This is a genomic window from Rathayibacter sp. PhB152, from assembly GCF_003751395.1.
GTDB lineage: Bacteria > Actinomycetota > Actinomycetes > Actinomycetales > Microbacteriaceae > Rathayibacter > Rathayibacter festucae.
On record NZ_RJUT01000005.1, the window covers coordinates 112123 to 134831 of the forward strand.

The following is a 22709-nucleotide window of genomic DNA, read 5'->3' on the forward strand; positions in this document are numbered from 1 at the left end:
CGCCTCCTCCGACGGATCGTCAGAGAACTCGCCGAAGTCGTCCCTGTGGAGGAGCCATCACCTCAGCTCTGGCGGACTCTAGGCATACACGCGCACCGTCTCCCGGATCGTGTTCGCGTACTCGTATATCTCGTCCAGCGTCGAGATCGCGTGACGCGTCTCGTTCTTCTCCTGATCGAAGGTTCCGAGGTACTTCTGCTTCCGGTTGAAGTGCAGGCGCGCGACCGGCTTGCGGTTGTTGTCGTCGATGATGATGGCGAAGTACGACTTCGCGTCGCGCGAGGCGATTCTGCTCACCTTGACCTCGCTGCAGGCGATCGCCTTCACGATCTGATAGCCCTCGAGCTCCTCGAGCGTGGTCTCGATGTCGCTCTGATCCTCGAGCTCCTCCTCGACCACGGCCTGACTCGTGACCGCCTGCTCGGCGGCGATCATCTCCGTCCGCGGGAAGTTCGGAGCTCCGAGTGCTGTCTTCAGTCGTTCATTGACCTGCTCGTTGAGGAACTGCTTCGAGGCCTTCGTCACCAGGGCCGTGAACTGCTCCCGCACCTTCTGCGTGTAAGCACCGCCCTCGTAGACGCGAGTCGTGAAGAACTTGACCCACTCGTCCGTGGGAGAGGCGAACTGAGCCGCCAGCTCGCGCTTCAGCTGTCCGATGTACTTCAGCTCGCCGGCCGCGCTGATGATCGAGTCGAGGTCGAAGACCTCCTTGGTCAGCTTCACCAGCTCGGGGATCAGTGTCTCGTCGATGTCGGTGAGGTCGAGCACCAGGAAGGGCTTGGCGTCCATCCGGTTCGGAGCGTCGAGGTCGGTGTAGAAGTGGTACTGCTCACCATTGGTGAGGATCGCGATACGGGCGTTGGTCACCGCGAAGTATCGGAAGAGCTGCGAGGCGTGCTCGATCTTCAGCGGCTCACTCGACTTCTTGCACTCGACGAGCATCTGCACGTCCCCGTTGTGGACGATCGCATAGTCGATCTTCTCGCCCTTCTTCACGCCGACATCGGCGATGAACTCCGGGACGACCTCGAGGGGATTGAAGACGTCGTAGCCGAGGATCGTCGAGATGAAGGGCATGACGAAGGCGTTCTTCGTCGCCTCCTCGGTCTGGATGATGTCGCGCTGCTGGGTGACCTTCGTCGCAAGGGCGATCAGTCGTTCGGTGAATTCCACGGGTCTCCTCATCGAGGCGGAAAGGCTCTGTCCCGGTGAATGCTCACCGATGATCGTGCGAATCGCCACCCCCTTTTGGGGACCGTGAATGTCACACCCGCCGCGGCACCGTGAACACCGTCTCCACGCCCGGCGAGTACAGCACCGAGTCCGGTGCCCGCGTCGCCAGCCCCGGGAACCCCGCGACCTCGAGCAGCCCGTCGTCGAGCGCGAGCAGCTCCGCGCGCTGCAGCGGCCACGGCCGGTGCAGGTTGCGGCCGTACCAGGTCGAGCCCAGGTGGCGCTCGTGGTAGGCCCAGCGCGAGGTCAGGAAGCCGGCGAGCGGGTCCTCGGACGCGTCGGTGCCGGGGGTCGGCCGCACCACGATCCGCGAGCGCGCGGCGGGATCGCCGATCCGCTCGGTCGTGTAGATGACGGCACCGTGGCGGTGCTCGATCCCCATCCGCGCCCAGCGGTAGGGCAGGCCGAAGACGGCCTGCGCGGTGAGCACGGGGAGCAGGTGCGACGCCTCGAGCGAGACGAAGACGACTCCGCGGCGCCCGTGCCGGTCGATCGAGTAGAGCCGCACGTTCACCTCGGGGAAGGTCCCCAGCCAGGGCACGCGCGGTCCGCCGAGGAACGCCGTCCGCGACAGCCGGAACGGGATGAGGCCCACCCAGGAGGCGCCGTCGTGCTCGTCCGGGCGCACTCCGGGCGGCAGGTGCGGCGCGACCAGCGCCGGGTCGACGCGCCAGTGCAGGAAGGCGGCCTCGGTCCAGCGCTGGCGGAGGATGCGCGGCCCGCCGAGCGCGGGCGCGGAGCGGGTCACGGATTCGACGGAGGTCACGCCGCCATCGTGCTCCCCGCTGCTGCGAACCGGCCGGTGCAGCGCAGTATCGGCGCGCCCCGCGGCATCCGCGGCGCGATTCATCGCCCGGAGCCGGCTCCCGCGAGCTCCACCAGCGCCGAGACGGCGACCCGCACCGGCGCCGACGACGCCACCGACCCGCGCACCACCGCGTGGATCGACCGCAGCGGGCGCGGCCGCACCAGTGGCACCGCCACGAGCCCGGCCGGGAGGGGCTGGGCGGCCAGCGCCGGCAGCACCGTCAGTCCCATCCCCGCGGCGACGAACGCGACCGCCGTCACGTGATCGTTCGCCTGCACGTGGAAGCGCGGCGTGAACCCCGCCGCCGCGCAGGCGTCGACGAGGGTCCGGCGGCACCAGCCGGTCGGCAGGTCGTTGTCGATCCACCGGTCGCCCGCGATCTCGGCCAGCTCGATCTCAGCGCGCCCGGCGAGCGGGTGCGACCGGTCCAGCACGGCGAGGTACGGATCGTCGATCAGATGGTGCGCCGTGAACCCGGGGGAGTCCGCCGACCCGCCCGGCTCGGCGACCAGCAGCTGCACGTCGGGCCGGTCGGCCGGGTCCTCCGCCACCTCCTCGCCCAGGCGCAGATCGAGTGCCAGCTGCGGGAAGCCGGCGATCAGCCGCCGAGCGACCTCGGGCATCCACGCGCTGCCGACGGAGGCGAAGTAGGTCATCGAGAGCCGCCCGGCCCGGCCCGCGCGCAGGTCGGCGACGACCGCCTCCGCCTCGCCGAGCCGCTCCAGCACCCGGTCGGCCTGCTCGGCGAGGGTGCGGCCCGCGGCGGTCGGCCGGACGCCGCGCCCGACCCGCTCGAGCAGGGTCAGCCCGGTCTCGCGCTGCAGCGCGGCGAGGTGCTGGCTGATCGCCGAAGGCGTGTAGCCGAGCGACGACGCGGCGCCGACGATCGAGCCGGCCGCGACGACGGCGCGGAGGACGCGGAGGCGCTGGACGTCGAGCATGCGCCGACCCTAGCGATCATGAAGCCGCACTGCACGATCCGGTAGAACCGTGGACTGGTGCTGACGCCCGCCGCCCCGCCACGATGAGTCCATGACCAGCACCGCACCCGCCCCCACCACCGCCGCCCCGAGCCGCCGCGACGCGGTCCTGCTCTGGTCGGCGATCGCGGTGACGGTGCTGCTCTGGGCCTCGGCCTTCGTCGGGATCCGCTTCGCCGCGGACGACTTCGAGCCCGGCGCGCTCACCCTCGGCCGGATCGTCATCGGCTCGATCGCGCTGACGGTCGTGCGCCTCGTGATCACGGCGCGCCGCCGCGGTGATCGTCCGGAGCGCAGCCGGGTGCCGCGCGGCCGGATCCTCCTGCTCGTGCTCGTCTGGGGCGTCGCCTGGTTCGGCGTCTACAACCTCGCGCTCAACGCGGCCGAGCGGCACGTCGACGCCGGCACCGCGGCGCTCCTGGTCAACATCGCGCCGATGATCACCGCGGTCCTCGCGGGTCTCCTGCTCGGCGAGGGCTTCCCGCGGCGCCTGCTCGGCGGCATGGCGGTGGCGCTCGCCGGAGTCGCGGTCATCGCGTTCTCGACCTCCTCGGGGCAGTTCGACGTGATCGGCGTCGTCCTCGGCCTCGCCGCCGCGGTCCTCTACGGCGGCGCCGCGACGCTGCAGAAGCGCCTGCTCGGGCACGTCGACGCGATGACGATGACCTGGATCGGCTGCCTGGCCGCGACCGTCGCCTGCCTGCCGTTCGCCCCGGAGCTGCTCGCCTCGCTGCAGGCCGCGCCCGCCTCCTCGATCGCCGCCGTCGTCTACCTCGGCGTCTTCCCGACGGCCGTCGCCTTCACCACCTGGGGCTACGTCCTCTCCCGCTCCAGCGCCGGGCGCACGGCGGCCACCACCTACGCGGTCCCGGCCGTCGTGGTGCTGCTGTCCTGGCTCCTGCTCGCCGAGACCCCGCCGGCCGCCGCGCTGATCGGCGGCGCGATCGCGCTGGGCGGAGTCGCGGTCGCCACGCTCCGGCGGCGGCCCGCGGGAGTCTGAGGGAGCGCTCACTCCCCGGCGATATGCTGGGGCCACGTTCGTCCAGTCGGCGCCGAGCGCCGGTCACGGTGCGCGCCCGTTACGGTGAGGATCCCCCGATGACCGAGGCCCTGCAGCCGCCCCAGAACGCCCTCTCGCTCACGCCGCCCGAGCCCGTCGCCGCCGTCGCGACCACCTCGGCGCCGTCGATCGCGCCGAAGGTGCCCGAGCAGGCGCTGCCCGGCCTCGAGGCGAAGGTCGACGGCTACCTCGCGTCGCTGATGTCCGCGGAGGCGCGCAGCCCCGAGTTCGCGGCGAAGGCCAACGACATCCGCACGATGGGCGACGCCGACATCCGCTCGGCGGCCGACTCCTCGAACCGCCTGCTGAAGACGCCCGTCCGGGCGCTGCAGGAGGGCGGGCTCTCCGAGGGCTCGAACATCGGCAAGACACTGCTGGAGCTGCGCCGGACCGTCGAGGACCTCGATCCCTCCGAGGACAACATCCAGAAGAAGATCCTCGGCTTCATCCCGTTCGGCAACAAGATCACCGACTACTTCCGCCGCTACGAGAGCGCGCAGTCGCACCTCAACGCGATCATCCAGGCGCTCTACGACGGCCAGGACGAGCTGCGGAAGGACAACGCGGCGCTCAACCTGGAGAAGCAGAACCTCTGGGACACGATGACGCGCCTCAACGAGTACATCTACGTCGCCGAGCGCCTCGACGTGAAGCTGTCCGCGAAGATCGCCGAGCTCGACGCGACCGACCCGGACCGCGCCCGCGCGCTGCGCGAGGACGTCCTCTTCTACGCGCGGCAGAAGCACCAGGACCTGCTGACCCAGCTGGCCGTCTCGATCCAGGGCTACCTGGCGATCGACGTGGTGATCAAGAACAACGTCGAGCTGATCAAGGGCGTCGACCGCGCGACCACGACGACCGTGTCGGCGCTGCGCACGGCGGTCATCGTCGCGCAGGCGCTCGCCAACCAGCGGCTCGTGCTCGACCAGATCACCGCGCTCAACACCACGACCTCGAACATGATCGAGGCGACCTCGCGGATGCTCGCCGAGCAGTCCGCGAGCATCCAGTCGCAGGCGGCGTCGGCGACGGTCGGGCTCCCGCAGCTGCAGGCCGCGTTCGCGAACATCTACCAGACCATGGACTCGATCTCGGACTTCAAGATCAAGGCGCTCGACAGCATGGCGCAGACCGTCGGCGTGCTCCAGGTCGAGACCGCGAAGGCCGGCGAGTACGTCGAGCGGGCCCGGCGCAGCAACTCCGACATCGACGCGGCCTCCTCGCTCGATCTCGGCCGCTAGCCGATGGGCTGGCTCTCCCGCCTGTTCGGCGGCACCGACCCGGTGCCGGAGGAGACCGCGCCCGCACTCCCGCGCGTGCCGTCCAGCGACGACATCCTCGCGGCGCTCGACCGGGTCGCGGCGGAGACCGCGGGCAAGGTCCCGGCGATCGTCGCGGCCCGCATCCGCCGGGTCGACGAGATTGTGCGCGAGATGGTGCCGCGCCTGGACCGCCTCGGCGGGATGAGCCGCCAGGGCCACACCGTCGTCGCGACGGCCACCAGCTACCTGCCCGAGGCTGTTGAGGGCTACCTGCGCCTGCCGCGCGACTTCGCCGACCGCCGCGCCGTCTACAAGGGGAAGACCTCGCTGATGATCCTCTGCGACCAGCTCGACCTGCTCGGGGGCACCCTCGACCGGATCTCGGACGCCGTCTCGCGGCAGGACGCCTCGGCGCTGATCGCGCACGGGCAGTTCCTCGCCGAGAAGTTCACGGAGTCGTCGCTGTCGAGCGGGCTGGACGCGCCGCCCGCGTCCTCGAGCCCGACCGCCCCCGGCTCGCTGACCCCGCCGAGCGCCTCGTGAGCACGCTGGCGGCGTCGCTCGACGCGCTCGTCCTGGTCGGATCCGCGGCCGGGCTCGACGGCGCCGCCGTGCGCGCCGAGGGCGGTCGGCTCGCGGCCGCGGTCGCGGAGTCGATCACCGGGGCCGGCCAGGACTGGCTCGCCGAGACCGGGACCACCGGCGGACTCGAGGCGTTCTTCACCGCGGCGTCGAGCGCCCGGCGCTGGCGCAGCTCGCCGACCGATCTGCTCGCCGGGCTGGTCGCGGCGCGGTCGGAGCAGGCCGGCGCGTACGCGCGGGCGCTGACCGAGGTCGTGTCCGCGGCGAGTTCGCTCGGGGAGCCGGGGATCGGCGGGATCGCGGCGGCGTCGGCGACGGCGGCGGCGCAGCTGGGGGCGGTGGGGGCTCCGACGACGTCGGCTCCTTCGACCTCGGCGCCCACCGCTCCGCGCGATCTTCCCGCCGGAGTCCCCGGGGTCGACGAGATCCTCGCTCGGCTGCGGCGGACCGAGCACGACGGGCCGCAGGACGAGCCGGGACCGGCCGCCGCCGCGCCGCCCGCGTCTCCCGTCGCCGAGCCCGAGCCCGAACCGATCGAGCCGCCCGAGGCGATCGAGGACCTGCTCGCCGAGCTCGACGCGCTGATCGGCCTCGACCGGGTGAAGAGCGAGATCAAGCGGCAGACCCAGCTGCTCCGGATCGACACCCTGCGCCAGGCGGCGGGACTCACCACGCCGACGCTCACCCGGCACCTCGTCTTCACCGGCAATCCGGGCACCGGCAAGACCACCGTCGCGCGGCTCGTCTCGCGCATCTACCGCTCGCTCGGCATCCTCTCGAAGGGCGTGCTCATCGAGGTCGACCGCTCCGAGCTGGTCGCCGGCTACCTCGGCCAGACCTCGATGAAGGCGGCCGAGGTGATCGCCTCGGCCCGCGGCGGCGTGCTCTTCATCGACGAGGCCTACGCGCTCGCGCTCGACCAGTACGGCGCGGAGGCGGTGACCACCCTGGTCAAGGACATGGAGGACCACCGCGGCGACCTGGTCGTCATCGTGGCGGGCTACTCCGGGCCGATGCAGGGCTTCCTCGACACCAACCCCGGGCTCGCGAGCCGCTTCTCCACCACCATCGACTTCGCGGACTACAGCGACGAGGAGCTGTCCGCGATCTTCGCGCGCCTCGCCGCCGCCGCCGACTTCACCCCGACCCAGGAGGCGGTCGCCGCCTTCGCCGACGTCGCCGCCGCGCAGGAGCGCACCGAGGCGTTCGGCAACGGACGCTGGGTGCGCAACGTGCTCGACGCGGCCATCGCGCGCCACGCCTGGCGCCTGCGCGACACCGAGGAGCCGACGCTCGACGAGCTGCGGACCCTGGAGGCGGAGGACGTCGTGGAGGCGGAGCTGCCGGACGCGGAGCTGCCGGACGCGGAGCTGCCGGACGCGGAGTCCCCGGTAGCGGAGCCCGAGACCGACGCATCGACCGAGGAGATCGCATGAGCATCGCCACTGCCGCGCCGCCGGCTCCGCCCGCACCCGCTCAGGCTGCGCCGGCCGCTCGGCGGCCGACGCTCCTCGCCCGCGCGACCTCGACCACTCCGCGCACCCTCCGCCTGCTGCTGGTGCTCACGGCGCTCGCCGCCGTGCTGTTCGGCGTCTTCGCCCAGCAGGCCGCGTCGCTGCAGGCGCGCGCCGCGCAGGAGGCCCGCGAGCAGGCCGCCCAGCTGATCGGCGTGCAGGACGTGCGGAACCTGCTCGTCGACGCCAACGCGATCGCGGCGAACACCTTCCTGGTCGGCGGTCTCGAGCCCGCGGAGCAGCGCCAGACCTACGTGGACAACCTCGCCGGCGCGTCCTCGCGGATCGCCCAGCTCGCCGCGACGCAGCCCGACGACGCCGAGACCCTCGCGAAGGTCGCCACCAAGCTGACCACCTACAGCGGACTGATCGAGCAGGCCCGCGCCAACAACCGGCAGGGCTTCCCGGTCGGCTCCGCGTACCTCGATCAGGCCTCGTCGCAGCTGACCGACGCCGAGAAGGGGATCCTCACGGATCTCAACGGGCTGGTCACCCGCGGGGCGGACCGCGTCGCCGCCGCCTACGACACCGTGCGCTTCAGCGTGCTGCTGCTGATCGGCTCGCTCGCGATGCTGCTCCTGCTGATCGCTGCGCAGGTCTGGCTGGCGCGGCGGACGCACCGCTACCTCAACCGCCCGCTCGCCACCGCCACCGGGCTGCTGCTGCTGGTCGGGATCGGCGGCGCGCTCGTGCTCGGCTCGATCGCGGGGCGTGCGGCGGCGGTGCGCGCCGAGCCGTACCAGGCGACGCTCGTGGTCTCGCAGGCGCTCACCGCGGCGAGCGACGCGAAGTCGCTGGAGAGCTTCACACTGATCAAGCGCGGCTCGGGAGCGGCCCTCGAGGCGGAGTTCCAGGCGGCGGCGAAGGACGCGGGGGACCGGCTGCAGGCCGGGGTCGACGACGGCATCGTCGACGGGGCGCTGCTGACGGAGCTGAACGCGTGGCTGGACCTGCACGCGGCGATCCGCGAGCAGGACGACGGCGGGAACTGGGACGACGCGGTGAAGCTCGCCACCGCCACCGGGGACGGCACCGCCAACGGCGCGTTCACCACTTTCGCGAACGACGCGCGCCTGGCGATCGTCGACGACACGACCACGACCCGCACCGAGCTCGACGACGGGAGCGCGACCGCCTCGATCGCCTCCTGGATCCTGCTCGCCGCCGGCCTGGCGGGCGCCCTGCTCGCCTGGCGCGGCGTCGCGCAGCGACTGGAGGAGTACCGATGACCCGCCTCAGCACCCTGCGCCCGGGCGCCGTCGCGCTCCTGCTCACGACCGTGCTCGCCGTCTCCGGCTGCACCAGCGGCGCGAGCGACCTCGGCACCATCACCGAGGCGACCACGCCGACCCCCACGGCGTCCGCGCCGTCGACCGCCGCTCCGGCCACGGCCGAGTGCTCGCCCTCGGCGGTCACCTCCTACGCGCCCACCGGCGTCACCGACAGCACCCGGCTCGCCCAGATCCGGGACGACGGGAAGCTCCGCGTCGGCGTCTCGGCCGACACCCTGCTGATGTCCTCCCGCAACCCGCTGACCGGCGAGATCGAGGGCTTCGACATCGACATCGCCCGCGAGATCGCCCGCGCGATCTTCGGCGACCCGACCGCGATCGAGTTCGTCGTGATCACCTCGGCTCAGCGCCTGCCCGCCCTCAGCGGCGACGCCGCAACGCCGCAGGTCGACCTGGTCGCCCGGACGCTGACGATGACCTGCGACCGCTGGAGCAGCATCGCCTTCTCCTCCGAGTACTACGCCGCGGGGCTGAAGGTGCTGGTCTCCGAGAGCAACGAGGCCGACAGCATCGACGAGCTGGCCGGCGCGAAGGTCTGCGCGCCGCGCAGCACCACCACGCTCAGCCGGCTGGAGAGCGACTACCCCGACGTGGAAGCGGTCGCCGCCGACACGCACACCCAGTGCCTCGCGCAGTTCCAGGAGGGCTCCGTCGACGCGATCGCCGGCGACGACACGATCCTCGCCGGCTTCGTCGCGCAGGACCCGTACGCCAAGGTCATCGGCGACCAGCTCAGCTCCGAGCCCTACGGCCTGGGGATGCCGGCCGGCGACACCGACTACGTGCGCTTCGTGAACGCGGCGCTCGAGAGCATCCGCGCGGACGGCCGCTGGCAGAGCATCTACCAGCGCTGGCTCGGCGACCTCGGCACGGCGACCCCGCCCGCCGCGGTGTACGGGCGCTGATGGCGGCCGGGACGAGCGCGCAGGGGGTCTCGGGGGCGGGCGTCTCGGAGGGGACGCCCGTCGCTCCGGGGCGCCTGGGCGAGGCGATCCCGCAGCGTGCGCTCTTCGACTACCTCGCTCAGCTCGGCCGCTGGCTGGAGCGGACGACCCGTGAGCTCTCGCGGCTCGACGCCGCCGCGCTCGCCTCGCCGCAGGCCGACAGCTACACCGCCGACGTCGTGCTCGCGCAGTCGCTGCGCGAGTCCGTCACCCGGCGGCTGGCCGAGCTCGAGGTCGTCTGGGACTCCGGCCGCGTGGACACCGTGGCCCGCGAGCGGATGTCGCAGCTGATCTGGGGGCGCCTCGACTCCTCCGGCTCGGGCGGCAGCGCCGCCGTCTCGCTGGTCGAGGCCGTCCGGCTCTGCGACGCCGTCATCGGCCAGCTGAAGTCGCGCCTCGAGCTCGACCCGAGCGGCACCGACGTCGCCGGCCGGATCGTCGGGGTGCGCGCCGAGATCGAGCGCTGCCGCGACCTCACCCGCGATGCGCGCGGCACCGTCGATGAGGCCGCCGCCCAGCGCGTCGCGGTGCTCCGCTCGCGGCTGGACGCCCTCGCCGAGAAGGCCGGCCGCGGCGCCGACGTCTCCGGGCCGCTCGGCCAGCTCGAGAGCGACTCCGCCCGGCTGGAGCGCGACCTGATCATCGCCGCCTCCGAGCGCCGCGGACTCGAGCACGACCGGGTGCGCGCCCGCGAGCTGGCCGCCGCCGCGGAGCTGCGCGAGGCACCGCTGCGCGAGCTCGTCGCCCGCTGCCGCCGCGAGATCGCGGATCCGCCCCGCCTCGCGGTGCCCGACGTCTCGCGCCTCGGCGAGCCGCCGACCGGCCGGGAGGAGCTCGACGCGCACCTCGCCCGCCTCACCGCCGTCGGCCGGGCGTTCGACGCCGTCGAGGCCGCCTACACCTCGCCACTGCGCGAGCGGGCCGCCCTCGGCTTCCGGCTGCGGGCCCTGCGCGAGCGCGCGGCCGCCAACGGCCGGGCCGCGTCGCCCGTCGGCGTCGCGGCCGACGCCGAGGTCCGCGCCGCGCTCGAGGCGGTGCCGTGCTCGGTCGCTCTCGCCCGGCACCTGGTCGAGCAGTACGACGTGGTCACCCGCGACCTGCCCACCGCCCCGTCTCTCTCGCTCCCTCGGAAGGCCAGCTCATGAACGGCGACCCCTGCACCTCGACCCCGGGCTGCACCGGCGTGATCGAGGACGGCTACTGCAACGTGTGCGGGCTGCCGGCGGAGGCGCCGGCGGTCGCGGTGTCGGCTCCGACCGCGCGCCGTCCCGCTCCCGCGTCCGTCCCTGCGCCGGCCACCGCCTCCGCCGCCTTCGGCACCGGCTTCGCCGAGGGCGCGCCGAACGCGCAGGCCCCCGTCGGCTCCAGCACCGAGGAGGCGGCGACCGCCCGCAGCGGCCGCACCTCCTCCGCCCGCCTCGCGACCGCCGCGCTCGGCTCGGCCCGCACCGCGCAGACCGGCTCGAAGACCACCCGCCGCGTCGGCACCACCTCCACCCGCCTGCGCGGACCGCGGCTCGGCGCCGGGCTGACGACCGTCCCCTCCCGTCCCGCCGCCGACCCGATGGCCGCGCTGATGAAGGAGGCGGTGCTCCCCGAGCGCAAGCGCTTCTGCTCCAACTGCGGCACCGCGGTCGGCCGCGGCCGCGACGGCAAGCCCGGCCGCACCGAGGGCTTCTGCCCCAACTGCCGCACCCCGTTCAGCTTCACGCCGCAGCTCGCGAAGGGCGACGTCGTCGGCGGCCAGTACGAGGTGGTCGGCTGCCTCGCCTACGGCGGGCTCGGCTGGATCTACCTCGCCCGCGACCGCAACGTCTCCGGCCGCTGGGTCGTGCTCAAGGGCCTGCTGAACTCCGGCGACCCGGACGCCTACGCGGCGGCGGTCACCGAGCGGCAGTACCTCGCCGAGGTCGAGCACCCGCTGATCGTCGAGATCTACAACTTCGTCCTGCACGAGGGCGCCGGCTACATCGTGATGGAGTACGTCGGCGGTCCGAGCCTCAAGCAGATCCTGCAGGAGCGCCGCGACGCGAACGGCGGCTCCGCGGATCCGCTGCCCGTCGACCAGGCGCTCGCCTTCGTCCTCGAGGTGATGCCCGCCTTCGCCTACCTGCACGACCACGGCCTGCTCTACTGCGACTTCAAGCCGGACAACATGATCCAGGTCGGCGACCAGGTCAAGCTGATCGACCTGGGCGGCGTGCGCCGCGCCGACGACGAGGAGTCGGCGATCTACGGCACCGTCGGCTACCAGGCGCCCGAGGTGCCCGAGCTCGGGCCGTCGATCGCGTCCGACGTCTACACGATCGGGCGGACGATCGCCTCGCTCGTCCTCGACTTCCGCGGCAACCAGACCACCTACGTCGCCTCGCTGCCGCCGGTGTCCGAGACGCCGCTGTTCCAGAAGTACGACTCGTTCTACCGCCTGGTCGCGAAGGCCTGCGCGCCCGACCCGCAGGACCGCTTCGCCACCGTCGACGAGATGCGCGGGCAGCTGCTCGGCGTGCTGCGCGAGGTCGTCGCGACCGACCGCGGGCCGGGGCACCCCGCGCTGCACTCGACCGAGTCGGCGCTGTTCGAGGCGCCCGTCGCCGACGTGGTCGACCGTCCGCTGCCCTGGGACGCGCTGCCCGGGCTGAAGACCGACGAGTCCGACCCGGCGCGCGCCTGGCTGGCGGGCGTCAACGTCGCCGATCCGATCGTGCGGCTGCGCGCGCTCGCGCTTGCGCCGACCGTCACCGTCGAGGTGCGGCTCGCCCGCGCCCGCGCGGCGATCGAGGCCGAGCGCTGGGAGGACGTCGCCCGCGCGACCGGCGAGATCCTCACCGAGGACCCGTGGGAGTGGCGCGCGGTCTGGATGAGCGGGCTGGCCCAGCTCGCCCGCCACGACGACATCGGCGCCCGCGCCTCGTTCAACACCGTCTACGGCCAAGTGCCGGGCGAGCTCGCGCCGAAGCTCGCGCTCGCCGCGGCCTGCGAGTCGAGCGGCGAGCCCGAGGTGGCGGAGTCGCTCTACGTGATCTGCGCCCGCGCCGACGCCAACTACACGGCGCCCGCCGCCTTCGGCCTCGCCCGGGTCCGGCAGCACCGGGCCGACCTCGACGGCGCGCTCGACGCGCTCGACATCGTGACGCCGACCCGCTCCTCCTACGTCGACGCCCGCCGCCGCCGCGCCGAGCTGCTGGCCGGCTCCGGCCGCGGACTTCCGGCGCTCTCCGCCGCGCTCGCCAGTGTCGACACGGTGGCGATCGACTCGCGCACCCGGCTCGAGCTGACGACGGGGGTGCTGGAGTCGGCGCTCGAGCTGGTCCGCCGCGACGGCCCGGCCGAGGGCGCGACGATCGGCGGGGTCGACGCCACCGAGCCCGCCCTCCGCGACGGTCTCGAGACCTCCTACCGCTCGCTCGCGGCCGCCACGCGCGAGAAGGAGGAGCGCCTGCGCCTCGTCGACCGGGCGAACGCCGTGCGCCGCTGGACGCTGACGTGAGCGGGGAGAGCGCCGTGAGCGGGGAGAGCGGCGTGAGCGGCGAGAGCGCTGTGAGCACCGAGCTGTCCACGCCCTGCCCGAACTGCGGCGAGCCGGTCTCGACCGGGGACGCCTTCTGCGAGGCCTGCGGGACGACGCTGATCGTCCCGGCCGCCGCGGCCGCCCCGCCCGCCGCCGGCTCGGAGGGCCCGACGGCCTGCCTGCACTGCGGGGGAGTGATCGCCGACGACGGCTACTGCGAGCAGTGCGGTCAGCGCGCGCCGACCGAGCGCGAGCACTGGGCGGAGGCGCCGCACCCGCTGGTCGGCGGCGTCTGCGACCGCGGGATCCGGCACGCGGCCAACGAGGACGCGATGGCGCTCGGCGCGACGGCCGGCGAGGACGGCGGCCTGCGGACGGCGCTTCTGGTGGTCTGCGACGGCGTCTCCTCGACCCCCGACTCCGACACCGCCTCGCTCGCCGCCGCCCGCGCCGCGCTGAGCGCGCTGCGGTCCGAGGTCGGCGGGGAGGTGCACGGCGCCGAGCGCTGGGGCGCGCTGCTGCAGATGGCGGTCGCGCGCGCCTCCGGGGCGATCGACGCCGCGGTGCCCGAGAAGCGCGACAACCCGCCGTCGTGCACCTTCACCGCCGCGATCCTCGACGGCGCGCTGCTGGTCACCGGCAACGTCGGCGACAGCCGCAGCTACTGGATCCCCGACGCGGGCCCCGCGCGGCAGCTCACCGTCGACGACTCCTGGGCGCAGGAGCAGATCGCCTCGGGCGTGCCCCGCGCCGAGGCCGAGTCGGCGCCCGACGCGCATGCGATCACCAAGTGGCTGGGGGCCGACGCGCACGACGAGTCGCCCACCCTCGCCTCCACAGTGCTCGACGAGCCCGGCTGGGTGCTCGTCTGCTCCGACGGCCTCTGGAACTACGCCTCGCCCGCGGACGACCTCGCGGCCGTGCTACACGACGCCGTCGCCCGCGTCGCCGACGACCCGGTCGCGCTGGCGGAGGCGCTCGTCGCCTGGGCGAACGAGCGCGGCGGCCAGGACAACATCACGGCGGCCCTGGCGCGCTTCACGCCGGCGACGGAAGCCGCGCCGCCCCCTTCCCTGCTGATCGAGTAGGCCGCGCAGCGGCCGTATCGAGATCCCCCCGCCGTGCCGCTCCGTCCATCCGACCTCCCGGTGCCTGGACACATCCGCACCCCGCCCCCGCTCGCTCCCCGCCTACCCTCGACCCCATGAGCATCGCCGAGTCGCCCGCCACCTCGCTGTCCACCGTCGGCCACTGGATCGACGGGGCCGCGTCGCCCTCGTCGTCCGGTCGCACCGCGCCGGTCTACGACCCGGCGCTCGGCGTCGCGACCAAGGAGGTCGCGCTGGCCGACGCCGCCGAGATCGATGCAGCCGTCGCCTCCGCCAAGGCCGCGTTCCCCGCCTGGCGCGACACCTCGCTCGCGAAGCGCCAGCAGATCGTGTTCAAATTCCGCGAGCTGCTCGAGGCCAAGAAGGGCGAGCTCGCCGAGATCATCACCTCCGAGCACGGCAAGGTCCTCTCCGACGCGATGGGCGAGATCACCCGCGGCCAGGAGGTCGTCGAGTTCGCGACCGGCCTCGCGCACCACCTCAAGGGTGAGTACTCGGAGCAGGTCTCCACCGGCGTCGACGTCTACTCCGTGAAGCAGCCGCTCGGCGTCGTCGGCATCATCAGCCCCTTCAACTTCCCCGCGATGGTGCCGATGTGGTTCTTCCCCATCGCCATCGCCGCCGGCAACACGGTGGTCGTGAAGCCGTCCGAGAAGGACCCGTCGTCGGCGATCTGGCTCGGTGCGCTCTGGAAGGAGGCCGGTTTGCCCGACGGCGTCTTCACCGTCCTGAACGGCGACAAGGTCGCGGTCGACGGCCTCCTCGAGCACCCGGACGTGAAGTCGATCTCCTTCGTCGGCTCCACCCCGATCGCGCAGTACGTCTACGAGACCGGCACCCGCCACGGCAAGCGCGTCCAGGCGCTGGGCGGTGCGAAGAACCACATGCTGGTTCTGCCGGACGCGGACCTCGACCTGGTCGCCGACTCGGCGATCAACGCGGGCTTCGGCTCGGCCGGCGAGCGCTGCATGGCGATCTCGGTCGTCGTCGCGGTCGAGCCCGTCGCTGACGAGCTGATCGCGAAGATCCAGGAGCGCGCCGCGACCCTGCGGATCGGCGACGGTCGTCGTGGCTGCGACATGGGCCCCCTGGTCACCGAGGCGCACCGCGACAAGGTCGCCTCCTACATCGCGATCGCGGAGGAGGACGGGGCGAAGGTCGTCGTCGACGGCCGCGGCATCGAGGTCGACGGCGACGAGAACGGCTTCTGGCTCGGTCCGACGCTGCTGGACGACGTGCCGATCACCTCGAAGGCCTACACCGAGGAGATCTTCGGACCGGTCCTGTCCATAGTCCGCGTGCAGTCCTACGAGGAGGGCGTCGCGCTGATCAACAACGGCGCCTTCGGCAACGGCACCGCGATCTTCACCAACGACGGCGGAGCGGCCCGCCGCTTCCAGAACGAGGTCGAGGTCGGCATGATCGGCATCAACGTGCCGATCCCCGTGCCCGTGGCGACGTTCTCCTTCGGCGGCTGGAAGTCCTCGCTCTTCGGCGACACCAAGGCCCACGGCGCGGAGGGCGTCCGCTTCTTCACGCAGCAGAAGGCGATCACGAGCCGCTGGCTCGACCCCTCGCACGGCGGCATCAACCTGGGCTTCCCCCAGAACTGAGCCGGGCCGCGAGATGCCACTTATGAGCGACTTCTACGGCGTGTCCTGCTCATAAGTGGCATCTCGCGGGGCCACCGCACACCGACCATCGCAAGGTCGAGCGCAACCGGCGAATCGCGTGTCAGCGATTCGTCGTGGGCGGACGTGCGTCGCTCTGTGGGGCGTCCCCCTCTCGCTCGGCCGACCGCGGCCGATCGACGACGGAGGAGGAGACCGGCGCCGAGAAGCACAGCGCCAGCCACAGCTCCGTGCGCGCATCGACGTCGTCCAAGTTCACACCGAGCGCCCGCTCCACCGCTGTCACGCGGTTCCGCAGCGTGTGCCGGTGCACGCCGAGCTCGCGAGCGGCCGGCTCCCACGCGCCGTTGCAGCGGAGCCAGACGCGGGCGCTCTCGAGCAGCACGCCGCCCTCGGGGGTGAGCAGCGGCGCGAGCAGCCGCCGGGCGAGAGGCTCGGCGCCGGCCGCGGTGAGCAGGCCGCGCATCCCCTGCGCCGACACGTCCTCGAAGCGGAGCAGCGGATGCTCCGCCGTCGCCCGGTCGGCCGCGCGCCGCGCCTCCACCAGCCCCCGGTCCAGCTCGGCCCAGGCGATCGGCGCCGAGGACCCCGCCTGTGCACCGTGCCGCTCCAGCACCCCCGCGATCAGGGCCAGATCCTCCGCACCCGTGATCACCACGAGGGCTCCGTCGCGCTCGGCGAAGAACAGCCGCGCCCCGTTCTCCTCCGCGAACACCTCTAGCTCGTCGAGCAGCGAGTCGCCGCGCACCGGCTCGCTCAGCACGCTCACGCGGACCGGCTCGGCGGGCAGCGTGCCCCAGAGCTGCCGTGCGGTGCGGGCCGCGACGTCGAAGGCCCCGGCGACGAGCAGCTCGAGCAGACCCGAGCGCAGCTGCCGCCGCGAGGTGTCGAGGGCGCGCCGCTGCTCGAGCGCGATGCTCGCGAGCCCGATGACGCTCGCCACCAGGTCGTTGCCGGCCGGATCCAGGGGAGTGCCGGTGCCGACCGCGAGCACCCCGCGCAGGTGGTCGCGCTGCCCGAGCGTCTGCAGGGTGACACCGCCGCCGTCGTCGAGCCGGAGCCCCGCGCGGCTGCCCCGGGCGAGCGCCTGGCGCACGGCCGCCGCGACCGAGCCCTCCGCCGCCTCCGGCACGTCGAGCCGGGTCGGCAGGTGCACCCGCTGGCCGACCGCGTCGTAGAGCGCGACCCAGCAGTCCAGCTGGCGCTCCAGCTCCGAGAGGATCGCCGCGAGTCCGTCCGGTCGCAGCGCCGCCCGCGCGACCCGGCGCTGCGCCTCCAGCGACCACTCCAGTCGCTCGCGCTGCTCGCGCGAGATGACGTCCGCGACGAAGCGGATGATCCCCATGAACGGCGTCAGCTCGGCGACCTCGAGCAGCGGCAGCCCCTGCCGGGCGCAGGCCGCGACGAGCGGGGCGGGCACCTCGTCGTGCACGATGCCGGTCGCGAAGCCGAGGGCGCGGATGCCCCGGCCGCGGAGACGCGCCACGTACGCCTCCGAGAAGTCGGCGCCCTGCGTCTCGGGGCTCTGCTCGAAGTGCACGCCGTCGGTGAGCAGCAGCTGCCCCGATTCGAGCCACGGCGTCGGATCGACGAGGTCGGAGGAGTGCGCCCAGACCAGCGGAGCGTCGAGCGCCGCCTCGTCGTGCACGCCCGCGAGGACGTGGAGGCGGAAGGCCGGCTCGGCGAGCAGATCGCGGACGGTCGCGGGCACGGGCGGCTCCACTCGGGATCGGATTCGACGTTCTGTCCATCGTAGGGCTGCGGCTTCGACAAAGCGGGCCGCCTGCGACGGCCCCCCGCGCGGCACGATGGAGGCATGACGCTCTCGGACACGACCTCCTCGGACACGACTCCCACCGGCAGCACCAACGCCTCCGTCACCGCCGCCGACCGCTCGCGGGTCTTCCACTCCTGGTCCGCGCAGGGCGCGCTGAATCCGCTGCCGATCGCCGGCGGCCTCGGCGCCGAGGTCTGGGACGTCGACGGCACCCGCTACCTCGACTTCTCCAGCCAGCTCGTGAACGTCAACATCGGCTACCAGCACCCCAAGGTCGTCGCCGCGATCCAGGCGCAGGCCGCCGTGCTCACCACCGTCGGCCCGGCCTTCGCGAACGAGACCCGGGCCGAGGCGGCGCGCCTGATCACCGAGCGCGCGCCCGAGGGCTTCGAGAAGGTCTTCTTCACCAACGGCGGTGCGGACGCCAATGAGAACGCGATCCGGATGGCGCGGCTCTACACCGGTCGCGACAAGATCGTCTCCTTCTACCGCTCGTACCACGGCAACACCGGTGCCGCGATCGTCTCGACCGGAGACTGGCGCCGCATCCCCAACGAGTACGCCCGCGGGCACGTGCACGCCTTCGGCCCCTACCTCTACCGCTCCGAGTTCTGGGCCGAGACGCCCGAGCAGGAGTGCGAGCGGGCGCTGCACCACCTCGAGCGCGTCGTGCAGGCCGAGGGTCCGGAGTCGATCGCGGCGCTGCTGCTCGAGACGATCCCCGGCACCGCGGGCATCCTGACGCCGCCGCCCGGCTACCTCGCCGGCGTGCGGGCGCTCGCCGACCGCTACGGCATCCTGCTGATCCTCGACGAGGTGATGGCCGGCTTCGGCCGCACCGGCGAGTGGTTCGCCTTCGACGCCTTCGACGTCCGGCCCGACCTGATCACCTTCGCCAAGGGCGTCAACTCGGGCTACGTGCCGATCGGCGGCGTCGTCATCGACGACCCGATCGCGCACCACTTCGACGAGCGCGTCTTCCCCGGCGGGCTGACCTACTCCGGCCACCCGCTCGCCGCGGCGAGCGTCGTCGCGACCCTCGAGGCCATGGCGGAGGAGGGCATCGTCGACAACGCGAAGACCATCGGCTCCGAGCACCTCGCCCCCGGCCTGGCCGCCCTCGAGGCGAAGCACGACCTGATCGGCGAGGTCCGCGGCTCCGGCGTCTTCTGGGCGCTCGAGCTGGTGACCGACCGCGGCACCCGCGAGCCGCTGCCCGTCGCCGCCGTCGGCCGCCTCAAGGCCGACCTGCTCTCCCGGGGCCTCCTGCCCTTCACCGCCGACAACCGCATCCACGTCGTGCCGCCCGCCGTGGTCACCCCCGCCGAGGTCGCCCGCGGCCTCGCGATCCTCGACGACGCCCTGACGGCTTTCAGCGGCTGACGCGCCGGGTCTCGATACGCCGCTCCGCGGCTACTCGACCAGCATGCTGCGGTCGTGCTGATCAGCCGCGCGGCGGGACATGCTGATCGAGCCGCCCGCGGGCGGGCCTCGGCATGCTGATCGAGTAGCCCGCGGAGCGGGCGTATCGAGATCCACCGTCCTGCAGACGCCGGGTCCCGATACGCCGCTGCGCGGCTACTCGACCAGCATGCTGCGATCCGCCGCCGAACCACCCGGCCACGCACGAGCCGTATCCGGGAATCCGCGTCCCAGCGGATTCCCGTCGGCGCACGCAGGACGCTCTGCAGAACGTGCCACCGCCTCTGCCGACCGCGGGACGCCGCAGTGCGGCGTCCGAAGTTCACGACACGGAGTGCAGCGCGAACGCCGTCACGAACCCGAGGACGGCGTACAGCCCGGTCAGCACGTCGTCCCGGTCGAACGCCTCCGGGATCATCGTGTTCGAGATCATCGCAAGGATCGCGCCGGCCGCGACCGTCGTCACGAACGCCACGACCGCTCCCGGTGCGCTCGCGAAGACGAGGAAGCCGACGAGCGCGGCGATCGCGGAGAGCGCGGCGATGCCGCCCCAGACGGTGAAGACGTAGCGGGCGGAGCGTCCGTCGGCCTTCATGCCGACGGTCGAGGAGAGCCCCTCCGGCAGGTTCGAGATCGCCACGGCGGCCACGATCGGCACGCTGATGGCCGCTCCCGCGCCGCCCTGCGCCACCGAGAGGCCGAGCACGATCGACTCCGGGATCCCGTCGATCAGCGCGCCCGCGGCGATGGCGGTGCCGCCGCCCGCGGAGCCGGAGCCCTTCGCGCTCTTGCGGTTCCCTGCGCCGGCGCGGGTGAGCAGCGCGTCCGCCCCGACGAAGACCACGGCACCGGCGAGCGTGCCGAGGATCGTCGGCAGCAATCCGCCGTCGTCGGCCGCCTCCTGCACCAGCTCGTAGGCGAGCGCCGAGATGAGGACGCCCGCGCCGAACGCCGAGATCGCCGCGGTCAGCTTGGGCGGGACGCGGACGAACCAGGCGAGCGCCGCTCCGATCAGGAGGGTCGCCCCGCCGATGGCGCCGCTGAGCAGCGCGAGGGACCAGGGAGGCACGGCGCCCAGCCTGTCACTCGCAGGGCCGTGCGGCTCCGGGGTTGACCTGCGCGACTCGGCTGCCGGTCAGACCGCCGCATCGACGGCGTCGGGCAGCGAGCTCGCGAGCGCGGCCGTCTCGGCGGGGGAGAGGTCGTCGGCGTAGTAGCGGTAGATGTTCCGGCGCGAGACGTCGGCCGCCTCGCGCGCCGAGCGGCGGCGAAGGGCATCGACGAGCGTCTCGGCGTCGGCGGCGCTGCGGCGCATCCGCGCGAGGCGGTCGGTCTCGGTGGTGAGCCGGCCGTCGGCGAGATGCGCCATCACGCCGCCGACGACGTTTCCGCAGACCTCGATCAGCTGGTTGCCCGAGGCGCGGCGGATCGCGGCGTGGAAGCGGTTGACGCGCTCGCCGAAGCCGTCGGCCTCGCCGCGGGCGACCTCGTGCAGACCGGCGAGGTGCTCCTCGATCGCCGCGAGATCGTCGGCCGTGCGGTTCTCGGCGGCGAGCAGGCAGGACTGGCCCTCGAGCAGCAGGCGGAACTGCAGCAGCTCGACACGGCTGATGCTCTCGAGGTGCGCGAGCCGCGCCATCGACTTCTCGAGCATGCGCGGGGAGTACGCCGTGATCATCGGGCCGCGCGGGTCGCCGGGTCGCGACTCCAGCAGGCCCGTCGCCTGCAGCACGCGCAGCGCCTCGCGCACGACCGCGCGGCTGACGGAGAAGTCCGCCATCAGCTGGCGCTCGCCGGGCAGGCGGTCGCCGGGCTTGAGGTCGCCGGCTTCGACGGCGCGCTCGATCTGCTCGACGATCGACTCGTACGCGCTGACCTTCTGAACGGGACTGAACGCCACTGCTCTCCCTCCGCCGACCGGATCGAGGGGTGTTACATCTTTGTTTCCTCGCTTGACCCGTATCGCGACGCCATCCTAGCGTTCCTTCTACTGGTCAGACCAGTAGCTCGGATCGACGACCACCCCTCCCGACTCACGCACCGCCAGACCCCCGGAGCCGCACCCGTGATCACCAGAACCCGCCGCCTCGCGCTCGCCGCGACCGCTCTCGCCTCCGCCTTCGTGCTCTCCGCGTGCAGCGCCGGAGCCGGGGCCTCGTCCTCCGGATCCGACGGAGAGGCGCACGCTCCGACCGCGATCATCGGCCTCACCGGCGAGCCGGCCAACCTCGACTTCACGACCACCGCGGGGGCGGCCATCCCGCAGGCGCTGATGAACAACGTCTACGAGGGCCTCGTCGCCGTCGGCCAGGACGGGCAGCTCGAGCCGAAGCTCGCCTCCTCCTGGACGGTCAGCGAGGACGGCCTGGAGTACGACTTCGTGCTGAACGAGGGCGTCACGTTCTCGAACGGCGCCGAGTTCACCGCCGATGACGTCAAGTTCTCGCTCGAACGGGTGAAGACGGACTGGGCGATCAACCAGGCGAAGATGGCCGTGCTCGACCGCGTCGACGTCGTCTCGCCGACCGAGGCGAAGGTCGTCCTCAGCCGCCCGAGCAACTCCTGGCTCTTCGACATGGGAGGCAGCGTCGGTCTGATGTTCGACGAGAGCGGAGTCGCGGATCTCGCTAACACGCCGGTCGGCACCGGCCCCTACACGGTGACCGAGCGCATCACCGGCGACCGCATCGAGCTCGCCGCCCGCGACGGCTACTGGGGCGAGGCGCCCGCGGTCACCGACGTGACGCTGCGCTACTTCGCCGACGCCGTCGCTTCGACCAACGCCCTGCGCGCCGGCGACGTCGACATGCTCTACAACATGCAGGCCCCCGACCTGGTCGCGCAGTTCGAGACGAACGACGACTTCCAGGTGATCCAGGGCACCTCCAACGGCGAGATCATGCTCTCGATGAACAACGCGAAGGCGCCGTTCGATGATCTGAAGGTCCGCCAGGCCGTCGCCTACGCCCTCGACCGCCAGGCGATCATCGACACCGCGTGGGCAGGCTACGGCGAGCTCATCGGCGCGATGGTCCCGCCGACGGATCCGTACTACGAGGACCTGACCGGCGAGTACGCCTACGACCCGGAGAAGGCCCGCGAGCTGCTCGCGGAGGCCGGCGCCGAGGACCTCTCGATCACCTTCGACGTCCCGACCCGCCCCTACGCCACCGCTGTCTCCGAGGTCGTCGTCTCGCAGCTCGCCGACGTCGGGATCGACGCCACGATCGCCTCCGACGAGTTCCCCGCCGTCTGGCTCGACAAGGTCTTCACCCGCCACGACTACGAGATGTCCGTCATCCTGGCCGTCGAGCCGCGTGACTTCCTCGCCAACTTCGGCGACCCGGACTACTACCTGGGCTACGACAACGCCGAGGTCCGGACCGCGGCCGACGCCGCCGACGCCGCCTCGCAGGACGAGTGGGTCGCCGGGATGCAGGACGTGGTCGCCGATGTCGCGGCCGACGTGCCCGCGGTGCCGCTCTTCCTCTTCCCCAACATCGTGATCGCCGACTCCGGGCTCACCGGCATCGCGGGCAACTCGGTGACGGAGTCGCTCGATCTCACCGGGCTGGCCTGGTCCTGAC

Annotated in this window: 18 protein-coding genes; 12 read left to right on the forward strand and 6 right to left on the reverse strand. The window is 72.8% G+C overall.

What is annotated here, in order from left to right:
* Positions 1–78: 78 nt before the first annotated feature.
* From EDF36_RS13455 to EDF36_RS13465, 3 genes are all read right to left on the reverse strand, one after another.
* Entirely contained in the window at positions 79–1173 is a 1095-nt protein-coding gene (locus EDF36_RS13455) for a type I restriction endonuclease (RefSeq protein WP_123733426.1), read from the reverse strand.
* Between the two features lie 91 nt (positions 1174–1264).
* A complete protein-coding gene (locus EDF36_RS13460) occupies positions 1265–1999 on the reverse strand; it encodes a YqjF family protein (RefSeq protein WP_207901590.1) in 735 nt (244 codons plus the stop codon).
* 80 nt (positions 2000–2079) lie between these two features.
* Complete coding sequence (locus tag EDF36_RS13465) at positions 2080–2982, reverse strand: LysR family transcriptional regulator (protein WP_123733428.1); 903 nt, start codon at positions 2980–2982, stop codon at positions 2080–2082.
* Positions 2983–3073: 91 nt separating this feature from the next.
* Here EDF36_RS13465 and EDF36_RS13470 point away from each other — a divergent pair, with 91 nt between their 5' ends.
* The 10 genes from EDF36_RS13470 (at position 3074) to EDF36_RS13515 (ending at position 15905) form a co-directional block, all read left to right on the forward strand.
* Positions 3074–4021: a DMT family transporter gene (locus EDF36_RS13470; RefSeq protein WP_123733429.1), complete on the forward strand. Its 948-nt coding sequence runs from the start codon at positions 3074–3076 to the stop codon at positions 4019–4021.
* Positions 4022–4119: 98 nt separating this feature from the next.
* Complete coding sequence (locus EDF36_RS13475; RefSeq protein ID WP_123701898.1) at positions 4120–5322, forward strand: toxic anion resistance protein; 1203 nt, start codon at positions 4120–4122, stop codon at positions 5320–5322.
* Positions 5323–5325: 3 nt separating this feature from the next.
* The gene (locus tag EDF36_RS13480) at positions 5326–5886 is read left to right on the forward strand and encodes a hypothetical protein (RefSeq protein ID WP_260300719.1); all 561 of its coding nucleotides are present in this window, start codon (positions 5326–5328) and stop codon (positions 5884–5886) included.
* On the forward strand, positions 5883–7361 hold the full coding sequence (locus EDF36_RS13485; RefSeq protein WP_123733430.1) for an AAA family ATPase: 1479 nt from the start codon (positions 5883–5885) through the stop codon (positions 7359–7361). The genes EDF36_RS13480 and EDF36_RS13485 overlap by 4 nt, the downstream gene beginning before the upstream one ends.
* On the forward strand, positions 7358–8668 hold the full coding sequence (locus tag EDF36_RS13490) for a hypothetical protein (RefSeq protein ID WP_123733431.1): 1311 nt from the start codon (positions 7358–7360) through the stop codon (positions 8666–8668). The genes EDF36_RS13485 and EDF36_RS13490 overlap by 4 nt, the downstream gene beginning before the upstream one ends.
* Complete coding sequence (locus tag EDF36_RS13495; protein WP_123733432.1) at positions 8665–9636, forward strand: glutamate ABC transporter substrate-binding protein; 972 nt, start codon at positions 8665–8667, stop codon at positions 9634–9636. The genes EDF36_RS13490 and EDF36_RS13495 overlap by 4 nt, the downstream gene beginning before the upstream one ends.
* Positions 9636–10820, forward strand: a complete 1185-nt coding sequence (locus EDF36_RS13500) for a hypothetical protein (protein WP_123733433.1) — start codon at positions 9636–9638, stop codon at positions 10818–10820. Before EDF36_RS13495 ends, EDF36_RS13500 begins: the two co-directional genes overlap by 1 nt.
* Positions 10817–13162, forward strand: a complete 2346-nt coding sequence (locus EDF36_RS13505; protein ID WP_123701908.1) for a serine/threonine-protein kinase — start codon at positions 10817–10819, stop codon at positions 13160–13162. Before EDF36_RS13500 ends, EDF36_RS13505 begins: the two co-directional genes overlap by 4 nt.
* Positions 13163–13176: 14 nt before the next feature.
* A complete protein-coding gene (locus EDF36_RS13510) occupies positions 13177–14271 on the forward strand; it encodes a PP2C family serine/threonine-protein phosphatase (protein ID WP_221181663.1) in 1095 nt (364 codons plus the stop codon).
* Positions 14272–14387: 116 nt separating this feature from the next.
* Positions 14388–15905, forward strand: a complete 1518-nt coding sequence (locus EDF36_RS13515) for a CoA-acylating methylmalonate-semialdehyde dehydrogenase (RefSeq protein ID WP_123444932.1) — start codon at positions 14388–14390, stop codon at positions 15903–15905.
* A gap of 121 nt (positions 15906–16026) precedes the next feature.
* On the opposite strand, the gene EDF36_RS20945 is transcribed toward EDF36_RS13515, so the two are convergent.
* The gene (locus EDF36_RS20945) at positions 16027–17634 is read right to left on the reverse strand and encodes a PucR family transcriptional regulator (protein WP_185020482.1); all 1608 of its coding nucleotides are present in this window, start codon (positions 17632–17634) and stop codon (positions 16027–16029) included.
* A 105-nt stretch (positions 17635–17739) separates the two neighbouring features.
* On the opposite strand from EDF36_RS20945, the gene EDF36_RS13530 reads away from it, so the two are divergent.
* Positions 17740–19083 carry an aspartate aminotransferase family protein gene (locus EDF36_RS13530; RefSeq protein ID WP_123733434.1) on the forward strand — a complete coding sequence of 448 codons (1344 nt, stop codon included), beginning with the start codon at positions 17740–17742 and terminating at the stop codon, positions 19081–19083.
* A 361-nt stretch (positions 19084–19444) separates the two neighbouring features.
* On the opposite strand, the gene EDF36_RS13535 is transcribed toward EDF36_RS13530, so the two are convergent.
* Together EDF36_RS13535 and EDF36_RS13540 are read right to left on the reverse strand one after the other, a co-directional pair.
* Positions 19445–20191: a ZIP family metal transporter gene (locus tag EDF36_RS13535; protein WP_123733435.1), complete on the reverse strand. Its 747-nt coding sequence runs from the start codon at positions 20189–20191 to the stop codon at positions 19445–19447.
* Between the two features lie 66 nt (positions 20192–20257).
* On the reverse strand, positions 20258–21022 hold the full coding sequence (locus EDF36_RS13540) for a FadR/GntR family transcriptional regulator (RefSeq protein WP_123701916.1): 765 nt from the start codon (positions 21020–21022) through the stop codon (positions 20258–20260).
* A 165-nt stretch (positions 21023–21187) separates the two neighbouring features.
* Here EDF36_RS13540 and EDF36_RS13545 point away from each other — a divergent pair, with 165 nt between their 5' ends.
* Positions 21188–22708: an ABC transporter substrate-binding protein gene (locus EDF36_RS13545; RefSeq protein ID WP_123733436.1), complete on the forward strand. Its 1521-nt coding sequence runs from the start codon at positions 21188–21190 to the stop codon at positions 22706–22708.
* The last annotated feature ends 1 nt before the right edge of the window (position 22709 follow it).